General features: G+C 65.6%; 19 protein-coding genes. 3 read left to right on the top strand and 16 right to left on the bottom strand.

The features are described 5' to 3' along the window. Positions 1-11: 11 nt before the first annotated feature. From WAS25_RS13050 to WAS25_RS12990, 13 genes are all read right to left on the bottom strand, one after another. The gene (locus WAS25_RS13050; RefSeq protein WP_422312787.1) at positions 12-410 is read right to left on the bottom strand and encodes a hypothetical protein; all 399 of its coding nucleotides are present in this window, start codon (positions 408-410) and stop codon (positions 12-14) included. Beyond that, positions 403-684: an AtpZ/AtpI family protein gene (locus WAS25_RS13045; protein ID WP_422312785.1), complete on the bottom strand. Its 282-nt coding sequence runs from the start codon at positions 682-684 to the stop codon at positions 403-405. The genes WAS25_RS13050 and WAS25_RS13045 overlap by 8 nt, the downstream gene beginning before the upstream one ends. 148 nt (positions 685-832) lie before the next feature. Continuing rightward, entirely contained in the window at positions 833-2,296 is a 1,464-nt protein-coding gene (locus WAS25_RS13040; protein WP_422312783.1) for an NADH-quinone oxidoreductase subunit N, read from the bottom strand. Then, the gene (locus WAS25_RS13035; RefSeq protein ID WP_422312781.1) at positions 2,296-3,972 is read right to left on the bottom strand and encodes a complex I subunit 4 family protein; all 1,677 of its coding nucleotides are present in this window, start codon (positions 3,970-3,972) and stop codon (positions 2,296-2,298) included. The genes WAS25_RS13040 and WAS25_RS13035 overlap by 1 nt, the downstream gene beginning before the upstream one ends. A gap of 21 nt (positions 3,973-3,993) precedes the next feature. Continuing rightward, positions 3,994-6,321 carry an NADH-quinone oxidoreductase subunit L gene (gene nuoL, locus WAS25_RS13030; RefSeq protein ID WP_422312779.1) on the bottom strand — a complete coding sequence of 776 codons (2,328 nt, stop codon included), beginning with the start codon at positions 6,319-6,321 and terminating at the stop codon, positions 3,994-3,996. Next, on the bottom strand, positions 6,318-6,620 hold the full coding sequence (gene nuoK, locus WAS25_RS13025; RefSeq protein ID WP_306247063.1) for an NADH-quinone oxidoreductase subunit NuoK: 303 nt from the start codon (positions 6,618-6,620) through the stop codon (positions 6,318-6,320). The genes nuoL and nuoK overlap by 4 nt, the downstream gene beginning before the upstream one ends. Further along, on the bottom strand, positions 6,620-7,171 hold the full coding sequence (locus WAS25_RS13020; protein WP_422312775.1) for an NADH-quinone oxidoreductase subunit J: 552 nt from the start codon (positions 7,169-7,171) through the stop codon (positions 6,620-6,622). Before WAS25_RS13020 ends, nuoK begins: the two co-directional genes overlap by 1 nt. 43 nt (positions 7,172-7,214) lie before the next feature. Beyond that, positions 7,215-7,718 (bottom strand): NuoI/complex I 23 kDa subunit family protein, encoded by a 504-nt coding sequence (locus WAS25_RS13015; protein WP_422312773.1) that lies wholly within the window; start codon positions 7,716-7,718, stop codon positions 7,215-7,217. Between the two features lie 9 nt (positions 7,719-7,727). Then, positions 7,728-8,894 (bottom strand): complex I subunit 1/NuoH family protein, encoded by a 1,167-nt coding sequence (locus WAS25_RS13010; RefSeq protein ID WP_422312771.1) that lies wholly within the window; start codon positions 8,892-8,894, stop codon positions 7,728-7,730. A gap of 19 nt (positions 8,895-8,913) precedes the next feature. Then, entirely contained in the window at positions 8,914-10,014 is a 1,101-nt protein-coding gene (locus WAS25_RS13005) for an NADH-quinone oxidoreductase subunit D (RefSeq protein ID WP_422312769.1), read from the bottom strand. 3 nt (positions 10,015-10,017) lie between these two features. Beyond that, positions 10,018-10,896 carry an NADH-quinone oxidoreductase subunit C gene (locus WAS25_RS13000; RefSeq protein WP_422312767.1) on the bottom strand — a complete coding sequence of 293 codons (879 nt, stop codon included), beginning with the start codon at positions 10,894-10,896 and terminating at the stop codon, positions 10,018-10,020. After that, positions 10,896-11,411 (bottom strand): NADH-quinone oxidoreductase subunit B, encoded by a 516-nt coding sequence (locus WAS25_RS12995; protein ID WP_422312765.1) that lies wholly within the window; start codon positions 11,409-11,411, stop codon positions 10,896-10,898. Before WAS25_RS12995 ends, WAS25_RS13000 begins: the two co-directional genes overlap by 1 nt. After that, positions 11,402-11,755 carry an NADH-quinone oxidoreductase subunit A gene (locus tag WAS25_RS12990; RefSeq protein WP_422312763.1) on the bottom strand — a complete coding sequence of 118 codons (354 nt, stop codon included), beginning with the start codon at positions 11,753-11,755 and terminating at the stop codon, positions 11,402-11,404. Before WAS25_RS12990 ends, WAS25_RS12995 begins: the two co-directional genes overlap by 10 nt. A gap of 134 nt (positions 11,756-11,889) precedes the next feature. Here WAS25_RS12990 and WAS25_RS12985 point away from each other — a divergent pair, with 134 nt between their 5' ends. Beyond that, positions 11,890-13,521, top strand: coding sequence for a GspE/PulE family protein (locus tag WAS25_RS12985; RefSeq protein WP_422312761.1), 1,632 nt, complete (start codon positions 11,890-11,892; stop codon positions 13,519-13,521). 122 nt (positions 13,522-13,643) lie between these two features. On the opposite strand, the gene WAS25_RS12980 is transcribed toward WAS25_RS12985, so the two are convergent. Together WAS25_RS12980 and WAS25_RS12975 are read right to left on the bottom strand one after the other, a co-directional pair. Next, complete coding sequence (locus WAS25_RS12980; protein ID WP_422312759.1) at positions 13,644-15,395, bottom strand: ABC transporter ATP-binding protein; 1,752 nt, start codon at positions 15,393-15,395, stop codon at positions 13,644-13,646. 230 nt (positions 15,396-15,625) lie between these two features. Then, positions 15,626-16,885 (bottom strand): L-serine ammonia-lyase, iron-sulfur-dependent, subunit alpha, encoded by a 1,260-nt coding sequence (locus tag WAS25_RS12975; protein WP_422312757.1) that lies wholly within the window; start codon positions 16,883-16,885, stop codon positions 15,626-15,628. Between the two features lie 73 nt (positions 16,886-16,958). Between WAS25_RS12975 and WAS25_RS12970 the strand changes: the two genes are divergently transcribed. Further along, positions 16,959-17,432: a peroxiredoxin gene (locus WAS25_RS12970; protein WP_422312755.1), complete on the top strand. Its 474-nt coding sequence runs from the start codon at positions 16,959-16,961 to the stop codon at positions 17,430-17,432. 104 nt (positions 17,433-17,536) lie between these two features. On the opposite strand, the gene WAS25_RS12965 is transcribed toward WAS25_RS12970, so the two are convergent. Beyond that, a complete protein-coding gene (locus WAS25_RS12965) occupies positions 17,537-18,316 on the bottom strand; it encodes an enoyl-ACP reductase FabI (protein ID WP_422312753.1) in 780 nt (259 codons plus the stop codon). 158 nt (positions 18,317-18,474) lie between these two features. On the opposite strand from WAS25_RS12965, the gene WAS25_RS12960 reads away from it, so the two are divergent. Continuing rightward, positions 18,475-19,545 (top strand): tetratricopeptide repeat protein, encoded by a 1,071-nt coding sequence (locus WAS25_RS12960; protein ID WP_422312751.1) that lies wholly within the window; start codon positions 18,475-18,477, stop codon positions 19,543-19,545. The last annotated feature ends 12 nt before the right edge of the window (positions 19,546-19,557 follow it).

The raw sequence follows: 19,557 nt of genomic DNA, 5'->3' as shown, positions 1-19,557 counted from the left end.
TCGGTCAGACCTCACTCGGGTGGCGTGGCTTCGGGCTTCTGGAACATCAGGCGCAGGGCCTCCAGAAGGATGCCGGCCACGAAGAGAAGCACTCCCAGGGCCAGCGGCAGGGCTTCCGCCGGGTAATTCCCCATCATCCCACGCAGCACCAGGGCGATCAACGCCAGTTTGCCCAGGGACAGGAAGCCGTAGAGCCAGCGCAAGCGCACGGATGGGGTGAGCATCCGGGCCGTCAGGACCCGGTGGAGGGCCCAGAAGGCCAGACTTGTCAGGGAACCCACGGCGAAGACCAGCGCGGCGGTCCAGGAGCGCAGGAAGCCCCAGAGGGGGATGCCCAGCAGTCCCAGGGCCACCATCGCCCCCGTCACCCGGCGCAGGTGGTCGGAACCATCGTCCCCAGGGTCAGTCATGGTTTTCCCGACCGTCCTGAAGGCGCTTCATCTCAGCCTCGTCCCGCCGGGACAGGCGCTGGCTGACCTTGTAGAGCTCGTAGAAGGCCGTGGCGATGCCCCAGACCAGGCCCACCCACTGTCCCATCACCGGCCGGCCGAACCAGCCCCCGATCCAGCGGCCCAAGAAGAATCCAAGGGTGATGGCGATGGGGAACACGAAGCCCAGGGACATGAGGTCGCCCCATAGGGCCCGTTCCCCCGGATCCGCATCCACCCTTTTTTTGAAGATCATCCTGGCCCCAAAGGAAAAGGCGCGGGTCGCCCCGCGCCCTCCAGTGTAGGCCGTGGTGCCGATCCCGGGAAAAGCAGAAGCCCGGCTTTGCCGGGCTTCTGCGCGGGGGTCTGGGGGTGTGTGCGCAGCACGGAACCCCCGGATAACACTAGACCCAGAAGATTTTCCCCGCCCAGTCCAGCAGCCAGGGCCCGAAGGCCGTGCCGACCAGCACCAGGATGCAAGCAAGGGTGACGATGAAGACCTGGGCGGCGCCCATGGGAATGGCTTCGCCCTCGGGCTCCTTGAAGTACATCTCCTTCACCACGCCCAGGTAGTAGTAGGCGCTCACGGCACTGGTCAGCAGCGCGAGGACCGTCAGGGTGACGAAGCCCTGCTCGATGGCCAGCTTGAACAGGTAGAACTTCCCGAAGAAGCCCACCAGGGGTGGGATGCCCGCCAAGCTGAGCAGGAAGACCATCATGGCGAAGGCCAGCACCGGGTGCTTCTTGCCCAGGCCCTTGAAGTCCTCGATGCGCTCGCCCTCGCCCTTGCCCTGCAGGTAGATCACCACCGCAAAGGCACCGGTGTTCATCACGATGTAGATGAGCATGTAGAGCCACACGGCCCGGGCACCGGCGAGGGGATCGCCCGACAGCACGCCCAGCAGCATGTAGCCCACGTGGGCGATGCTGGAGTAGGCCAGCAGGCGCTTCATGCTCTCCTGCCTCACGGCGGCGACGTTCCCCAGGATCATGCTGGCCCCGGCGATGTAGCAGAGGGGCAGGACCCAGTCGCTGGACACGCCATGGAAACCCGTGCCAAACACCCGCAGGAAGGCCGCCAGGGCGGCAGCCTTGGGGGCGGTGGCCATGAAGGCGGTGATGGGGGTGGGGGCGCCTTCGTAGGCATCGGGAGCCCACATGTGGAAGGGCACCGCAGCCACCTTGAAGGCCATGCCCACCAGCACCATCAGGACCCCGGCATAGACCAGCAGGCTGCTGGTGGTGGGGGTCAGGGCCAGGGCCTGGTTGATGTCCACCAGGTTGGTGGAGACCCCGCCGGCAGCGCCATAGACCAGGCTGATGCCGTAGACGAGGATGCCGCTGGAGAAGGCCCCCAGCAGGAAGTACTTCATGCCCGCTTCCACGCTGGTGGCGCGGTCCCGCAGGTAGGCAACCAGGATGTAGATGCAGATGGCCATGAGCTCGATGCTGAAGTAGACCGAGATCAGGTCCGAGGCGCCGCACAGGAAGAGCATGCCCGCCAGGGAGAACAGGATCAGGGCGTAGTACTCGACAGTCTGCTGCTTCAGGCTGTCCAGCAGCTTCACGCTCAGCGTCACGGCGCCGGCGGAAGCCAGGATGCAGAGCATCTGGAAGCCACGGGTGAGGCCATCCATGCGGAACATCCGGGAGAAACCCTCGCCGTCCGGAACCTTGGTCACCAGGAAGGCCGTGATGGCCAGGATCACCAGGGTGATGGGCGCCCACTTGTGCTTCTCGTTCCGGTTGAAGAAGAGGTCGCCGGGCCAGAGCATGAGCGTGGCCACGGTCATCAGGAAGAGTTGGGGCGTGATGAGGGGCGTGTCCCGGAGGAGCGCCGTCAGCAGACCCTGTGCGAAGCCGGTCATCAGTGGCCTCCGCCGTGGGCAGGAGCAGCGTGGGCGGGGGCCTCATGACCAGCCGGGGGAGCCTGGTGCCCGGCAGGGGCGGCTTCGTGGTGGGCGGCCGGGGCGGCCATACCCTGCATGCCAAGCTTCGCGGCGGCGGCCTGCCGGGCGGCGAGCGCCTCGGCGGCATGGAAGCCGGGGGTGACCTGCTCGACCAGCTTGCGGACTGGGGCATCCATGACATCCATGATCGGCTTGGGGTAGAGGCCGATCCAGAAGGCGGCGATCACCAGCGGCGCGAAGTAGAGGATCTCGCGCAGGTTCAGGTCCTCCATCTTCTCGTTGACGGCGGTGATGGGTCCGAACATGACGCGCTGGAACATCCAGAGCATGTAGGCGGCCCCGAGGATGATGCCCAAGGTGGCCACGACGGCGGCCCAGGGGAAGGCCTGGAAGGCGCCCATGAGGATGACGCCCTCACCGATGAAACCGTTCAGCAGGGGCAGGCCGATGCTGCTCATGGTCATGATCATGAAGATGGTGGCGTAAACCGGCATGGTCTTCGAGAGGCCCCCGAAATCCGCGATCATGCGGGTGTGCCGGCGCTCGTAGACGATGCCCACCGCGAGGAAGAGCCCGCTGGTGCTGATGCCGTGGTTGATCATCTGGAACAGGCCGCCCTTGATGCCGTAGGGGTTCAGGGCGAAGAGGCCCAGCATGCAGAGGCCCAGATGGCTCACGGAGGAGTAGGCCACAAGCTTCTTCATGTCCTTCTGGATCATGGCCACCAGCGCGCCATAGATGATGCCGATGAGCGACAGGGCGATGAACCAGGGCATCAGGTCCTTGGTGGCCGTGGGCAGGATGGGCAGCAGGAAGCGGACGAAGCCATAGGTGCCCATCTTCAGCAGGATGGCGGCCAGGATGACCGAACCGGCGGTGGGCGCCTGCACGTGGGCGTCCGGCAGCCAGGTGTGGAAGGGGAACATGGGGACCTTGATGGCAAAGCCGATGAAGAAGGCGAGGGCCATCAGGTGCTGGTAGGTCTTGCTCTGCTGGGCGATCACGGGGGCCATGGCCTGGAAGGAAGCCAGGGAGAAGTCGTAGGCACCAGTCGTCTGGTGCTGCAGGAAATAGATGGCGAGGAGGGCCACCAGCATCAGCACCGAACCGGCCAGGGTGTAGAGGAAGAGCTTGATGGCGGCATAGAGCTTCTGGGGGCCGCCCCAGATGCCGATGAGGAAATACATGGGCACCAGCATCACTTCCCAGAAGAGGTAGAAGAGGAACATGTCCTGGGTGATGAAGACGCCGAGCATGGCGGTCTGGAGCACCAGCATCCAGATGTAGTACTCCTTGTGGCGCTCCTCGATGGACTTGAAGGAGCAGGCGATGGCGATGGGCCCGATGAAGGTTGTCAGCAGCCAGAGCAGGAGGCTGATGCCGTCCATGCCCACGCTGAACTTCACGCCCAGGGCGGGGATCCAGGTCCAGGCCCCGGCCCACTGGACCGCATCGCTGGCACGGTCGTAGCCGAACCAGAAGGGCAGGCTCAGCAGGAGGCTGGCGATCATGATGAGGAGCGAGCCGACCTCGAAGAAGCGGCGCTGGTCCTTAGGCACGAAGAGCAGGACCAGCGCGCCCAGGACGGGCAGGAAGGTCGCCACCAGCATCAGTGTCGTGTTTGCGGTGAACATGGGGACTCCAACCAGGAAGGACTAGACGAAGAATTTCACGACGGCGAAGACGAGGAAGCCGAGGAACATGACGAAGGCGTAGTGCTGCACCCGGCCACTCTGCAGGCCGCGGAAAACGCCGCTGGTCTCCTGAACGATGAACTCGGCGAGGTCGACGGCTCCGTCCACCACGTGCTCGTCCAGCCAGTTCATGAGGGTGGCCCAGACCAGGGTGGTGCGGGCGGCGCCGTTCACCATGCCATCCACCACCCAGGTGTCGAAGCTCCAGAGCTGGGCGGAGAAGCGCTTGAGGGGCCCGATGAGGGCCCACTCGTAGAACTCGTCCACGTAGTATTTGGCGTTTACCCACTCGAAGACCTTCGGGAACCGGGTCACGAAGGCCTTGGCCTTGGACCAGCTGGGGTCCAGGCCGTAGATCCAGACCGCCAGCAGGATGGCGCCAGGGGCCCAGATGAGGGTGGCCCAGCCCATCAGGGCGTATTCGATGAAGGGGGCCGAGTGGTGGCCGTGCTCGGGGGCCGTCACCTGGTAGAGGAGCGGCTCAATCCACCTGGAGAAGTGGTCATTGCCGAACACTTTGCCAAGGGTTTCCAGGCTGAGGGGCAGATTCAGGAAGCCGAGGATCACCGCGAACAACGCGAAGACGAACACAGGCAGCCACATGTTCCAGGGAACTTCCGTGGGTCCGTGGCTGGGTTCGCCGTGGCCGTGGGCTGCTGGGGCCGCATGGCCGTGTTGGCTGTGGTCGTCGTGGCCGTGGCCATGGTCGTCGTGGCCGTGGCCATGGTCGTCGGCGCCGTGGTGGGCCTCAGAGGGCACCGTCAGGTGGTGGGGATCATGCCCGGCTCCGCGGTACTCGCCGTAGAAGGTCATGATCATCAGGCGGGTCATGTAGAAGGCGGTCATGAAGGCGCCCAGCATGCCCAGGATCCAGGCCACCAGGTTCAGGGTGGGGCCGTCATAGGCGCCGTGGTGATACCAACCCTCGAAGACCTTCCACAGGATCTCGTCCTTCGAGAAGAAGCCGGAGAAGGGGAAGATGCCCGCGATGGCCAGGGTGGCCAGGCCCATGGAGAGGAAGGTCCAGGGCATGTACTTCCGCAGGCCGCCCATGTTCCGCATGTCCTGCTCGTGGTGGCAGGCCATGATGACGGAGCCGGAGCCGAGGAAGAGGCAGGCCTTGAAGGCGGCGTGGGTGAAGACGTGGAACATGCCGGCGGCGAAGGCCCCGGCGCCCAGGCCCATGAACATGAACCCGAGCTGCGACACCGTGGAGTAGGCCAACACCTTCTTGATGTCGTATTGCGCCAGGCCCATGCTCGCCGCCACAAAGGCGGTGAGGGCGCCCACGAAGAGCACCACGGCCAGGGCCACCGGCGCCTGGACATAGATGAAGTTCAGGCGGGTGATCATGTAGAGGCCGCTGGTCACCATGGTCGCGGCATGGATCAGGGCCGACACCGGGGTCGGGCCCGCCATGGCATCCGGGAGCCAGACGTAGAGGGGGATCTGGGCGGACTTGCCGGCGGCGCCCACGAAGAGGCAGCAACCGATGAGGTTGAACCACCAGGTCGGCGCGTGCGTGATGCCAAAGAGGGTGATGGACTTCAGGCTGGAGATCTCCCGGACAGAGCCCATGAGGGTGTCGTAGTCCAGGCTGCCGAAGACCATGAAGATCAGGAAGAACCCGATCATGAAGCCGAAGTCGCCGATGCGGTTGGTGACGAAGGCCTTCTTGCCGGCGATGGCGGCGTATTCCTTGTCGAAGTAGAAGCCGATCAGCAGGTAGGAGCAGAGGCCCACACCCTCCCAGCCCAGGAACATCATCATGATGTTGGCGCCCAGCACTAGGTTGAGCATGCTGAACACGAAGAGGTTCAGGTAGGCCATGAAGCGGTAGTAGCGACCGTCATTGCGCTCTTCGGCCATGTAGCCGGTGCTGAATAGGTGGATCAGGAAGCCCGCGCCGGTCACCAGCAGGGCCATGGCGCCGCTCAGGGCATCGAACTTGTAGGCCCACTCAATCTTGTAGGTGCTGAGGCCGCCGAGCACGCGGGCGCCGCCCACATCGAACCACGTCCAGAGGCTCTGGTGGATGGAGCGGCCGTCCGCCGGCAGGCCCACCAGCTGGATGAAGTGGTAGAGGGTGAGCAGGAAGGCCACGCCCACGCTGCCCAGGGCGATGAAGTCCACCACCTTGGTGTTCCTCAGCTTCTTGCCGCTGAGTCCGTTGATGAGGAAGCCGAACAGGGGCAGGAAGGGGATCAGCCACAGCAGTGTGCTGGGCTGGGAGGCGGCGGTCGTGGCGGCGTGCACCAGGGTCATGTCGGCAGTCATGGTCGTCGTCATCCCTTCAGCAGGTTGATGTCGTCCACCTGGACGGTGTCGCGCTTGCGGTAGAGGGCCACCACCAGCGCGAGTCCCACGGCCACCTCGGCGGCGGCGAAGCCCATCACCAGCAGGGCGAAGGCCTGGCCCGAGACGGAACCGCTGTGGCGCGCGAAGGCGATGAAGTTCAAATTGGCGGCGTTGAGCATGAGCTCCACGCACATGAGGATCACCAGGGCATTCCGGCGGATGAGGACGCCGATGATGCCGATGGAGAACAGGAGGAAGGAGATGAGGAGGACCGCGTTCAGGCTGACCATCACACACGCTCCGTCTTGGCCAGCACCACGGCACCCACCAGGGCCACCAGCAGAATCACGCTGAGGATCTCAAAGGGCAGCAGGTAATCCGCGAAGAGCCCGCGGCTCACGGCCTGGGCGTTCTGCGCGGCCACGTTTAGCCCCTGGGCGAGTTCGGGGCGCAGCACCAGCGCCTCGGGCGAGGCGGCTCCGAAGAGGACCTTCCGGAAGACGCCCAGGAAGGCGGCCGCGCCGAGGAGGACTGCCACCACGGCGTACCGCGACTGGAGCTGGAAGACCTCCTTCTCCTTCTTCTTGCTCATTTCCACGAGCATGACGACGAAGAGGAAGAGCACCACGATGCCCCCGGCATAGACCAGGATCTGGGCCATGCCCAGGAACTCGGCCTCCAGGGAGAGGAAGCACCCGGCGATGCAGAGCATTGCGAAGAGGAAGCCAAGCACGCTGTGCACGGCGCTCCTGGAGGCGATCATGAACGCGGCGCCACCCAGGGCCATGACGCCAAAGATGGCGAACATGTTCCGGCCGATCGTTTGAATGAAGTGTTCCATGGGGCGTCCTCGGGAATGCGCAAATGGTCTGGAAGTCTGGAGGTCAGTCGTCGGCCACGCTGAACTTGCCCACGGGCGTGGGTTCGTACATGTTCTGGCCCAGACCTTCCATGCCGATGGAGAAGTCCTCCCGGTTGTAGGCGGCCAGTTCGAACTGGTGGTTGAGGATGATGGAGTCGAAGCCGCAGCTCTCCACGCAGAACTCGCAGAAGATGCAGCGCTCCATCTCGAAGTCGTAGCGCACCGGGAAGGGCATCTTGCGCCCCTCCTTCTTGCCCTTCTCGATGGTGATCACCTGAGTGGGGCAGATCTTCTCGCAGGCCAGGCAGCACACGCACTTGATCTCGCCCTGCTCGTCCTTCAGCAGCGTGAGCCGGCCGCGATACCGGGGCTGGACCTTGGCGGGAACCTCGGGGTACTCGGAGGTGATGTGGAAGGGCACCTTCCGGCGGTTGGCCGTGAAGAAGACCTTGGCGAAGTGCTTGCCCGTGATGGACAGGCCCTTGGCGATGTCGAAGGGGATGAGGGTCCTCAGGAGTTTGTTCATGGTCGGCCCCTAGACGGCAAAGCAGCGGACGAGGGCCGCCAGCAAGAGGTTGAACAGCGTCAAGGGGATCAGGTACTTCCACGCCACGCTCATGACCTGGTCGTACCGGTAGCGGGGGATGGTGCCGCGCACCCAGATGTAGGTGAAGAGCAGGAAGATGATCTTCACGACGAAGAAGATGGCGTGGGGCTCGCCAAACCACGACAGGAACCTCGGCAGGTAGGGATTCACCAGTCCCTGTAGGCCGAAGGGCAGCAGCCACGGGCCGCCCAGGAAGAAGCCCGCGGCCAGAGCCGCTACCACGGTCATGTTGATGTACTCGGCCAGGTAGAAGAATCCGAACTTCATGCCCGAATACTCGGTGTGGAACCCGGCCACCAGCTCGTTCTCGGCCTCCGGCATGTCGAAGGGGAGGCGGTTGGTCTCAGCGAAGCCGCAGGTGAGGTAAAGCAGAAAGCCGATGATCTGCGGCACCAGACCCCAGAAGGGCAGCCCGGTGGCCATGACCTTCGACATCTCCGCGAAGTTCAGGCTGGAGGACAGCACCACCGGAGCGAGCAGACTGAGTGCCAGGGGCACTTCGTAGCTGACCATCTGGGCCGCGCTGCGCAGGCCGCCCAGCAGGGGATACTTCGAGTTCGAAGCCCAGCCGGCCAGGACGATGCCGTAGACGCCGACACTGGCAACGCCCAGGATCCACAGCAGACCCACATTGATGTCGGCGATGCCGCCGGACACCGGCAGGCCGCCCACGAAGGGGAACCAGGTGGGGAAGGTGAAGAAGACACCGGGGACGAAGGACACCGCCGCGAACACAACCACGGCCGCCACCATGCTGAGGGCGGGCGCGATGAAGAACACGAATTTGTCGGCCTTGGCGGGAATGACGTCCTCTTTGAGGATCAGCTTGAGAACGTCCGCCACGAGGCCGGGGATGCCACGCCAGTAGGAGAGGACAGGAATCCGGCCCCATTTCCACATGCCGCGGTTCATCCAACCGGTGATGCCGATGTGGCCGCTGGCCACGCGGGTGGAACCCAAGCGCTGCTGGAGGTAGCCGAGCACCTTGCGCTCGGCGAACACCGTCAGGGGGACGACGACGAAGACGAAGATCACCACCAGCAGGCACTGGATGAGGGTGATCACGATGGACTGGGTGAGGGTCGGAATCGGCATGGGTGGGAATCCTCGTCGACTAGCGGTCGATCTCGCCGAGCACGATGTCCAGGGTGCCGATGGCCGCGACGATGTCGGCGATCAGTCCACCCTCGGCCATCTTGGGCAAGGCTTGGAGGTTGATGAAACCAGGGGCCCGCACGTGGAACCGGTAGGGGTTCCCGCTGCCCTTCTCGCCGATGAGGTAGTAGCCGATCTCACCCTTGGGCGCTTCGGTCGCGTGGTAGACCTCGTTGACCTCGGCCTTCAGGATCTTGGGCAGCTTGGCCATGACGGGCCCTTCGGGCATGCCGTCCATGCACTGCTGGATGATGCGGGCGCTCTGCCGCATCTCGTCCATGCGGACCAGGTACCGGGCGTAAGTGTCGGCCTCGGTGCGGGTCGGCACGTCGAAGTTCATCTCGCCGTACGCGGCATAGGGGAAGGCCTTGCGGATGTCGTAGGGGACGCCAGCGGCCCGCAGGACGGGACCCGTGATGCCCAGGGCGATGGCGTCTTCGGCGCTGAGCTTGGCCACGCCGATGGTGCGCTTCTTCCAGATGCGGTTCTCGTTCAGCAGGTTCTCGTACTCCTCAAGGCAGCTGGGGAACTTGGCTAGGAACTTCTTCACCAGCTTCTCGAAACCGGGGGGCAGGTCCTCGCGCAGGCCGCCAATGCGGAAGGCCGTCGTGGTCAGGCGCGAGCCACAGAAGGCCTCGTTCATGTCGAGGATGTCCTCGCGTTCGCGGAAGGCGTAAAGGAAGACCGTCATGGCCCCGATGTCCAGGGCGTGGGTCGCCAGCCAGATGAGGTGGGAGGCCAGGCGGTTGAACTCGTTCAGCATCGTGCGGATGTATTGGGCGCGCCGCGGCACCGTGATGCCGAAGAGCTTTTCGTTGGCTTCCGCCCAGCCCAGGTTGTTGGCCACGGCGGAGCAATAGTCCATGCGGTCGGTCCAGACCTGGCCCTGGAAGAAGGTCTGGTTCTCGCAGATCTTCTCCACGCCCCGGTGCAGGTAGCCGATCATGGGCCGGCAGTGAGTGATGGTCTCACCATCCAGCCGCAGCTTCACCCGGAGCACACCGTGCGTGGACGGGTGCTGCGGCCCCAGGTTGATCTCCATTTCCTCGTTCTTGAACATGGATCACTCCGCCTTGGGCTGCTTCAGGTTGATGCCCAGCTGGCCGGCCTTCTGGAGGGCAATGCGCTCGAGCCTGCCGCCGCGATCCTCACGGAAGGCGATGTCACGCTGGCCCCAGCCCACCACGGGGTAGTCCTTTCGGAGGGGATGGCCTTCCCAGTCCTCGGGGCAGAGGATGCGGGTCATGTCGGGGTGATTCGCGAAGCGGATGCCGAGCATGTCGTAGATCTCGCGCTCCATCCAGTTCGCGCTCGGATAGACGGCGCAGGCGCTCTCGGGGCTGAAGCCCTCGGGCACCAGGATGCGGAGGCGGAGGCGCTTCCGGCGGCTGATGCTAGTCAGGTGGTAGACCACGCTGAAGGCGAAGCCGGTAGCCGCGGGGTAGTGCGTGGCAGTCTGGTCGGCGAGCATCTCGTAGTTCAGCGCGATGTCCTGCCGGCAGAGCTGGAGGGCCTCGAGGATCGCTTCCTTGGAAACCTGGCAGGTGAGTTCCCCCGCCTGTTCGAAGATTTCCTCGACCTTGCCCACCAGACGCTCCTGGAGGCGGTGCAGGTCATCATCCTTGGCCTCCTGGGGCCAGGGGGTCTTCAGGTCGTGGTCATCCTTGCGGGGCACCGGGCGGACGGGGGGCTTGGGAGCCTCCTTGCCTTCCGCCTCGGCCTTGGCCTTGGCGGTTTCGAAATCGGCCAGCATCTTCTGCCACTTGGCCTCGTCAGCCGCCGCCGCCGCCTTCACTTCAGCCTCGTAGGTCCTCAGGCTGGGCAGGGGCACAGTCTTCGGCATGACGACCTGGCGCTGGGGGGAAGCAGCATAGTCGTAGACATAGGGACCGGCCGGCGCTTCCGGAGCCTCGGAGGGCTGGGGGAGGGTTTCGTCGGACATCAGCCCACCTCCTCGAAGATGTCCTTGTACCGGTCGGCCAGGCTGCTGGTCATGATCTTGTCCTGCAGCTTCATGAAGCCGTAGATGAGGGATTCAGGCCGGGGCGGACAGCCAGGGATGAAGACGTCCACCGGGATGATCTTGTCCACGCCCTGGATGGTGTGGTACGAGTCGAAGGGCCCACCGGCGGTGGCGCAGGAGCCCATGGCGATGACCCACTTGGGCTCAGGCATCTGGTCGTAGAGGGTCTTGATGACCGGTGCCATCTTGTAGGTGACCGTGCCCGCGATGATCATCAGGTCGGCCTGGCGGGGCGTGGCGCGGAAGATGCCGGCGCCGAAGCGGTCGAAGTCGAAGCGGCTGGCGCCGGCGGCCATCATCTCGATGGCGCAGCAGGCCAGGCCGAAGGTCACGGGCCACACACTGGTGGCGCGGGACCAGTTCATGACCTTCTCGACCTTGGTGGTGATGAGGATCTGCTCAAGGGTGGAGGGTTGATTGAGGCTTACTCCCATGTGAGGGCTCCCTTGGACCAGATGTAGCCATACCCGAACAGCAGCAGGAAGAGGAACAGGCCCAGCTCGATGGCACCGAACACGGCCAGTTCCTTCATCTGGATGGCCCAGGGCATCAGGAACACCGTCTCCACATCGAAGACGAGGAACATCACGGCCACCAGATAATAGCGAACGGAGAACTTCTCCCGCGCCTCGCTGGTGGTGGTGATTCCGCACTCGTAGGACGAGTACTTCGCGGCGCTGGGCCAGCTGGGGCGCAGCAGCCACGACAGATTCCAGATGATGATCGGCAGGGCCACTGCTACCAGGATCAGCAGCAGGATGGACGCGTACCCGCGCATGGAGCCTCCAGGACAGGTCATTGTGGAGTGCCGATCCCGCGCAGGTCAACGCTGGAAGCCGATCCTCGCGTCCTTTGTGACCCATGTCCGATTCTGGCCACTCGGGCCCCGGCTCGTTCCGCTAGGATGCTTCCATGTCCACATCAAACCCCCCGGTTCCTTCGGATGCCGCCGCCACTGGCGATCAGGCCATCACCGACTTCAGGCCCGCCAAGGAGCTCTATCCGACCCTGGACCTCACGCGGGAACCTGTGGATTTCGCCCTGTTCCAGGCCCTTCCGCTCGACCTCATGTTCAAGCACCACTTCGTGCCGGTGCAGGAGCGGGAAGGCGTCCTCTGGCTGGCCATGGCCGATCCTCTGGACATCCCCACCCAGGACATGCTCCGGCTGAGCCTCAAGCGCCCCCTCCGGTTCGCCGGTGCCCCCCTGGCCCAGATCCAAGAAGTGCTCAAGAAGTCCGAGAGCGGCCAGAAGGTCATGGATGAGGCTGGCGAAGCGCTCAAGGTCCAGGTGCTCCATGAGGAGGACTGGGACGACGAGGTCCTTGACCTGGAGCGGCTGACTGACAAGGATGAGGCCCCCATCGTCCGGCTGGTGGACACCACCATCTTCAACGCCCTCCAGCGCCGCGCCTCCGACATCCACCTGGAGACCATGTCCACAGGCTTCCAGATCAAGTACCGCATCGACGGCAGCCTCTACCCCGCGGCCGACCCCATCGACCGGCGCTTCGCCTCGCCCATCATCAGCCGCGTGAAGGTGATGTCCGAGCTTGACATCGCCGAGAAGCGCAAGCCCCAGGACGGGCGCTTCAAGCTCAAGGTGCGGGGCCGCGCCATCGACTTCCGCGTGAGCATCATGCCCACCATCCACGGCGAGGACGCGGTCATCCGCATCCTGGACAAGGAGAACCTCACCGAGGAGTTCCAGTCCCTCTCGCTGGAGATCCTCGGCTTTTCCGAAAACGAGCTGAAGCGCCTGCGCCGCTTCTCTCGCGAGCCCTACGGCATGTTCCTGGTGACCGGCCCCACGGGCTCCGGCAAGACCACCACCCTCTATGCCGTGCTCAGCGAGATCAAATCGCCCGAGGACAAGATCATCACCATCGAAGACCCGGTCGAATACCAGCTCGAGGGCGTCACCCAGATCCCCGTGAACGAGAAGAAGGGCCTCACCTTCGCCCTGGGCCTGCGCTCCATCCTGCGCCATGACCCCGACAAGATCCTCGTGGGCGAGATCCGCGATCCCGAGACCGCCCAGATTGCCATCCAGTCAGCCCTCACGGGCCACCTGGTCTTCACCACCGTCCACGCCAACAACGTCCTGGACGTGCTTGGCCGGTTCCAGCACATGGGCGTCGAGGTCTACAACTTCGTGTCCTCCCTCAACTGCATCCTGGCCCAGCGCCTCATCCGTGTCCTCTGCCCGAAGTGCAAGCGCCCCGCCCCCATCCCGACCCCGCAAGAGCTCGAGGAGAACGGTGTGGACGAGGCCTGGCTGCGCAGCGCCACCCTCTTCGATCGGGTGGGCTGTGTGGACTGCCATGGCACCGGCTTCCGCGGCCGCCAGGCCATCATCGAGTTCATGGGCCTCAATGACGAGATCCGTGAGCTGCTCATCCAGCGGGCCCCGGTGCGGGAAGTGAAGGCCGCCGCCCGGAGGGGCGGCATGCAGTTCCTCCGGGAGAGCGCCATCGAGAAGGTCAGGATGGGGATCACGACCTTCGCCGAGATCAACAAGGTGACTTTCAGAGAAGGGGCATAGTCCCACCCGCGAACGGACCCTACATCGAGTCGGGTCATCACCGTTTCGATCCCGCAGGGGAGCTCTCAATGGAGCGGGGCCTACCTCGCCGAGATCAACAAGGTGACGTTCCTGAAAGGTGCCTAGGCTCCCCGCACCAATTCCCGCTCCAGGCTCTGCAGTCGCTTGAGCCGGGAAAACAGACCCGGCTGGGCCGCCAGCGTGTCGGGCTCACTGAACTGGATCGCCCTTCCCTCCTCGAGCACCAGGACCCGGGCGCAGGTCTCGGCCACGAACACCCGGTGCGTGGCGAGGACCAGCGTTGAGGTACCCAGGAAGCTCCTCAGGTTCTCCAGGATCCGGCTCTCCGTTTCGGCGTCCACCGCGGAGAGCGCATCGTCCAGCAACAGCAGACGCGGGCGGCGGAGGAGGGCCCGGGCCAGGGCTGTGCGCTGTCGCTCGCCTCCACTGAGGATCACGCCCCGCTCACCCACGACCGTATCGAGGCCTTCGGGGAGGCGGCGGATCAGGTCGTCCATGGCCACCACCCGGGCGATCTCCCAGATCTCCTCATCCGAGGCGTCCGGTCGGCCCATGGCCAGATTCATCCGCAGGGTGTCCGAGAACAGGAAGGCCTCCTGGGGCACCCAGCCTAGGCCCGCCCAGTGGCGGCGCAGGGTCCGGTCGGAGAGGGGCTCCCCATCCACGAGCATCTGCCCAGCCTGAGGCTCCCGCAGCCCGGCCAGCACCTGGAGCAGCAGGGTCTTGCCCGAGCCGATGCTGCCCACCACCGCCAGGCTGTCACCGGGGGCCAGGGCGAGATCGAGGGGGCCGAGGCCACGTCCAGTCTCAAAGCGGTGGGTCACCGCCTCGAGCTTCAGTGCCGCCGGAACCTCTGGCAAGGTGATCACTTCGGCCCGCGGGAGGGACGCCTCCGGGCTCTGGAGTAGCTGATCCAGCCGATCCTGACCGGCCTTGGCACGCTGGAACAAGTTCGCCGACCAGCCCAGGCTCATCATGGGCCAGGCCAGGGCCACCAGGAAGCCGGTGAAGGCCGTGAGGTCCCCCAGCGTCAGGGCCCCCCGTACCACTAGGCTGCCCCCGTAGGCCACCAGGATCAGGGCCGACACACCCCCGATGAAGGCGGAGAGCGGCGCATAGGCACTGAAGATCACCGACTGCTTCATGCTGAGCATGGCGTGGCGGCGGCTGAGAGCCCCAAACTGCGCCACCCGCGCCTCCTCCAGCCCAAAGGCCTGCACCACCCGCTCACCGCTGATGGTCTCGTGGCTGAATGTTGAGAGAGCCGAGAAGGCCAGCTGCAGCTTCTGCTGCACCATGTGGCTCCACTTCCCGATGACGTAGAAGCCCAGAGCCAGGAAGGAAAAGGGCAGCATCACCGCCAAGGTGAGCCGCCAGCTGGTGTGGAACATCAGGGCCAGGGTCACCGGCAGGATGGACAGCACTTGGAGGAAGCTCATGAGCCCAGGCCCAGTGGCCATGCGTACGGTGCCCACATCATCGCCGACCCGCGACATGAGGTCGCCGACCCGCTGGCGTTCGTAGAAGGCGAAGGGCCGAGCCAGCAGGAAACTGTAGAGTGATTCCCGCTGTTCCCGCTCCACTACCCGGCTGAGGCCGATGAGGGTGTTCCGCATGAGGTAGCGGCCGAGCCCCGCCACGGCCGTGAAGCCCAGCATCCAGGCCAGGAAGACCCTGGAGCCATGCCAGTCGCCGTGCTCCAGGGCATTCACGGCCCGGCCGGACCAGTAGGGCACCACGGATGCCGCCACGCTGCACCAAACCGTGGCCGCCAGCCCCCAGTAGAGGGTCCGCCGATGGCGGGCCATCAGGGGCCACCACCACCAGAGCTTGGATTTCGAAAGATCCGCCAAGCGGGCCTCCAGGCAATCAGAGTAGCAACACCCATCTACCCTTGGCGCCAGGATGTATCTTTCTCGATGCCGCCGCCCGGCGCATCCTGGAGGAAGCACCTGGATACGCCATGCGGCCCTTGCTCCTGGCCCTCTGTCTGATCTACTGCCTGGGCTGCGCAGTCCTCGCGGTGGTGCTGGGACTGGCATGGAGTTCTGACCCAAGCGGCCGATCCCGTCTCCCGGCCTGATTAGGCCGATCCCAGCTTGGCCTGCATGATGTCGAGGATCTCCGTGTCGGTCCCGCCCATCCCCCGCTGGGCGAGTCGACCCAGGTTGACCAGGGAGGCCTCACCACTCGCGCCGACAATGCCATCGGAGGCCGGAATGCCGAAGCCCGCCAGGGCGAGGTCCGCGGCCCGGAAGGCGGCCTCCACACCCGTCATCGCCTTCATGGCGCAACCGATCTTGGCCCCGTCGCAGATGAGCCCGGCCAGGTTGCCCACCATGTTGTGGATGGCTAGGTCCATCTGGGCTGCTGTCCCGCCACCGAGCTTGACCAGCCCCGCGGCGATGCCAATGCCCGCGGCATTGGAGGCGCCGCAAATGGCCGACAGGGTGCCCAGCCGGTAGGTGGTGGCCGTGGTGAGCAGGCAGGCCAGGGCCAGGCTCTCTTCGATGCGCGCCTCCGGGTGCCCGGCCTGCCGGCCCCACAAGGCCATGGCCACGGCGACCGTGATGCCCTTGTTCCCCGAACCCGCCAGGGACATGACCGTGAGCGGCACACCGGACATGCGGCCCAGCACGCCGGCGCTCACCAGCCTGGGGATGCGCAGCCAAGGATCCGCGTCAGCACCTGGTACGAAGCCCGGCGGCAGGAGCCCCACGCAGTGCTCGGCCATGGCCAGGTTCAGGGACACGCCCTCCCTCAGCCGGGTTCGATCCGCCTCCGTGAGGGTGCCAGCCAAGGCCAGCAGGTCCGCCAGCGCCAGGTTTCCCACCTGCTCCCGGATGGAGTTCGTTCCGCCCGGGTTCGCCTCCGGTATCAGCAACGGCTGGGCAACGCCGTCGATCTCCAGGCGGGTGAGCCGGGTGTGTTCCCGTTCCAGGAGTGCCCGTCCCACACCCCCTTCGCAGGCCACGGTGCAGTCGATGAAGAGCTCCGTGCGGGAGGCGTCCACCTCCACGTGGACGGCGCCACGGTCGAGCAGGCGCGCGGCGCGGGCGAGTGCCTCCGGCGTGAGGGTTTGGAAGATCTGCAAGGCCGGGGACGGATCCGTGAGGACGGCACCGAGGGCCAACGCCCAGAGGACGCCTGTCTTCTGCCCGCTGTTGGGGATGCCCACGGCGTGGCAGTTCTTATAGGTGCGGGCATCGAGCACCAGCCGGACCATCCGTGGCTCGCCCTGCCCCTGCCCGGCCGCGACACAGGCCGCGTAGGCTACGGCGGCGGGCTCCGTGCAACCCAGGGCGGGTCTCCATTCAGCAGCCAGGTAGTCAGTCAGGTTCATGGTGGCCCTCACCCCCCATTTTGTCGGGAATCGCCCCCGCCGGCCGTCACACTCTCTGCGTTACCCTGGCCCCATGAGTGCACTCGTTGGACACCCCATCCCCCCCTTCTCCCTGCAGGATGACCAGGGCGCCACGGTCACGGCCAAGGACTTTAAGGTCCGCTGGACGGTGCTCTACGCCTACCCCAAGGACAGCACCCCCGGCTGCACCACCGAGGCCTGCGACTTCCGCGACAACCTTGCCCGGGTACTGTCCCTGGGCGCCCAGGTCTACGGTGTCAGCCGCGACAGCCTGAAGAGCCACCAGAACTTCATCTCCAAGCAGAACCTCCCCTTCCGCCTGCTCTCGGATCCCGAACTGGCGCTGCTCAAGCCCCTCGGCGCCTTTGGCAAGAAGATGATGTACGGCAAGGAGGTCGAGGGCATCATCCGCAGCACCTTCCTTCTCGACCCCAAGGGCATCATCCGCCACGTCTGGCCCAAGGTCAGCGTGAAGGGGCATGTGGCCGAGGTGATCGAGGTGCTGGCGACCCTGCAGAAAACCTAAGCGGGGGATCTCGATGTGTTAATGCTTCCAGCGAAGCACCGCTTCGCCTGGCTGAGAGGGCGGGGGGCCGGGGGTGTGCGCGCAGCGTGGAACCCCTGACAGAATCACCCCGCCATGATGCTGAAGCCACCGTCCACGTAGAGCACCTGGCCCGTGACGCCGCGCCCCATGTCGCTGAGCAGGAACACGCCGGCATCGCCCACTTCGAGCTGATCCGTGTCCCGCTGCATGGGCGTATGGGAGCGGTGGTGCTTGAGCTTGGAGCCGATGCCGGGAATGGCGGAGGCGGCGAGCGTCTTGATGGGCCCGGCAGAGATGGCGTTCACCCGGATGCCCTGGGGCCCCAGGTCTGCGGCGAGGTATCGCACGCTCGCCTCCAGGCTGGCCTTGGCCACGCCCATGACGTTGTAGCCAGGCACCACCCGGGTGCTGCCCAGGTAGCTGATGGTGACGATGGAGCCGCCGTCGGGCATGAGGGGCTGGGCGGCATGGCTGACAGCCGCCAGGGAATAGGAACTGATGTCGTGCGCCACGCGGAAGTCCTCACGACTGGTCTCCACGAAGCTGGTCTCCAGGGCGCTCCTCGGGGCATAGGCCACGGCATGGACCAGGAAGTCGAGCCGGCCCCACTTCTTGCGGATCTCGTCGAAGGCCATGACGATCTGGCTGTCGCTGCCCACGTCCATCATCAGCATCAGCGGGTTCTTGAGCTCGGCTCCTAGCTCCCGGACATTGTCACCCAGCCTTTCGTTCTGGTAGGTCAGGCAGAGCTGGGCCCCGGCTTCCGAGACCTTCTGGGCAATACCCCAGGCAATGGACCGCTTGTTGGCCACGCCGATGATCAGGCCGCGCTTCCCTTCCAGCAGTCCACCCTTGGTCGCCATGCGAGCTCCTCCAGAGTCATGTCCGAACAATCACTCAGGATACACCAAAGCCAAGGGAATCCACCAGATCGGGGGTCGGGGAGGCCCAGTCTCGATTCCTGTTCACCCCACCTGTCATCTCTGTTAATCCTGTCCTGGCATGCTCACTCAGGGGCCCCGTGATCCGCATCGCGCCTGTCGTTCTCTTTTCTGTCCTCCAGGCCCAGGCCCCGGCCTTCCGCGCCGACCTGGAGGCGGGCCGCTACCTCAAGGTGCTGGCCGAATCCGACCAGCGCCTTCGCGAGCACCCGAACGACGCACCGGCCTGGGCCGCCAAGTCCCAGGCGCTCTCGAGCTTCCTGCGATTCGGGGAGGCGCTCCCAGCGGCTGAACGCGCGGTGGCCCTGAAGCCTGATCTGGCGGATGCCCTCCTGGCGCGGGGCCTGGCGCGGGCCGGCGAGGCCATCAAGCAGCGCGACCTCGGCGCGCTCCGCAGCGCCCTGGACGCCATGGACGACCTGCGGGCCGCCACGGTGGCCGACCCCACCTTGGTGCCGGCCTGGACCAGCCTGGGCCTCGCCTACGAGCTGCTGCCCGGCCTGCTCGGCGGGTCCACCCGCAAGGCCCTGCGGTGCGCTGAGCGCCTGCGCGCCATCGCCCCAGCCCGGGGGGACCTGCTGCAGGCCCTCATCCTGGTGGAGGAGGGCAAGTGGCGCGAGGCCGAGCCATGGTTCGGCCGCGCCCTCGCCAAGGCCCCCCAGGATCCCGAAGTGGTGGGCCAGTGGCTGGACGCCCTGGACCGCAAGCCCGCCAAGCAGACCCTGGGCGAAGCCGGGAAGAATGCCCGCCTGCTGGCCGAGGCCCCGCGCCTGCTGCCAGGTGTGCGCACCCGCGCCCGCGGCGTCATCGCAGTCAGCGACGCCTACCTCCACGCCGGCCAGCCCGAGACCGCCTGGAAGGTCGTGCATGACCACCTCGGCCTAGTGGACGCCCCCAGCCTGCTCCGCCTGCAACTCGGCAAGGTCGCCGCCATCAGCGGCCTGCACCGGCCCGAAGGCCTGCTGGCCCTGGACCAGGCCCTGCGCGAACCCCTCGAAGGCGGCTCCGGCGGCTACCCCAGCGCCTGCTGGCGGAAAGGGCAGATCCTCCTGGGACTGGGTCGGAAGGACGAAGCCCGGGGGGCAGCCCAGGAGGCCCTCAAGTTGGATCCGAGGCATCGGGGGGCGAGGGAGTTGTTGGGAAGTCTGTAGGTTCCCTCACCA

The sequence above is a fragment of the Geothrix sp. genome (assembly GCF_049292215.1).
Taxonomy (GTDB): domain Bacteria; phylum Acidobacteriota; class Holophagae; order Holophagales; family Holophagaceae; genus Geothrix.
Note: the sequence above shows the minus strand (reverse complement) of the source record. Positions and strands in the feature narration are given on the sequence as shown.

Bases quoted from the DNA above. Each gene is read 5' to 3' on its own strand.
- WAS25_RS13050 (WP_422312787.1), bottom strand. From the start codon at position 410: ATGACTGACCCTGGGGACGATGGTTCCGACCACCTGCGCCGGGTGACG.
- WAS25_RS13045 (WP_422312785.1), bottom strand. From the start codon at position 684: ATGATCTTCAAAAAAAGGGTGGATGCGGATCCGGGGGAACGGGCCCTA.
- WAS25_RS13040 (WP_422312783.1), bottom strand. From the start codon at position 2,296: ATGACCGGCTTCGCACAGGGTCTGCTGACGGCGCTCCTCCGGGACACG.
- WAS25_RS13035 (WP_422312781.1), bottom strand. From the start codon at position 3,972: ATGTTCACCGCAAACACGACACTGATGCTGGTGGCGACCTTCCTGCCC.
- nuoL (WP_422312779.1), bottom strand. From the start codon at position 6,321: ATGACGACGACCATGACTGCCGACATGACCCTGGTGCACGCCGCCACG.
- nuoK (WP_306247063.1), bottom strand. From the start codon at position 6,620: ATGGTCAGCCTGAACGCGGTCCTCCTCATCTCCTTCCTCCTGTTCTCC.
- WAS25_RS13020 (WP_422312775.1), bottom strand. From the start codon at position 7,171: ATGGAACACTTCATTCAAACGATCGGCCGGAACATGTTCGCCATCTTT.
- WAS25_RS13015 (WP_422312773.1), bottom strand. From the start codon at position 7,718: ATGAACAAACTCCTGAGGACCCTCATCCCCTTCGACATCGCCAAGGGC.
- WAS25_RS13010 (WP_422312771.1), bottom strand. From the start codon at position 8,894: ATGCCGATTCCGACCCTCACCCAGTCCATCGTGATCACCCTCATCCAG.
- WAS25_RS13005 (WP_422312769.1), bottom strand. From the start codon at position 10,014: ATGTTCAAGAACGAGGAAATGGAGATCAACCTGGGGCCGCAGCACCCG.
- WAS25_RS13000 (WP_422312767.1), bottom strand. From the start codon at position 10,896: ATGTCCGACGAAACCCTCCCCCAGCCCTCCGAGGCTCCGGAAGCGCCG.
- WAS25_RS12995 (WP_422312765.1), bottom strand. From the start codon at position 11,411: ATGGGAGTAAGCCTCAATCAACCCTCCACCCTTGAGCAGATCCTCATC.
- WAS25_RS12990 (WP_422312763.1), bottom strand. From the start codon at position 11,755: ATGCGCGGGTACGCGTCCATCCTGCTGCTGATCCTGGTAGCAGTGGCC.
- WAS25_RS12985 (WP_422312761.1), top strand. From the start codon at position 11,890: ATGTCCACATCAAACCCCCCGGTTCCTTCGGATGCCGCCGCCACTGGC.
- WAS25_RS12975 (WP_422312757.1), bottom strand. From the start codon at position 16,885: ATGAACCTGACTGACTACCTGGCTGCTGAATGGAGACCCGCCCTGGGT.
- WAS25_RS12970 (WP_422312755.1), top strand. From the start codon at position 16,959: ATGAGTGCACTCGTTGGACACCCCATCCCCCCCTTCTCCCTGCAGGAT.
- WAS25_RS12965 (WP_422312753.1), bottom strand. From the start codon at position 18,316: ATGGCGACCAAGGGTGGACTGCTGGAAGGGAAGCGCGGCCTGATCATC.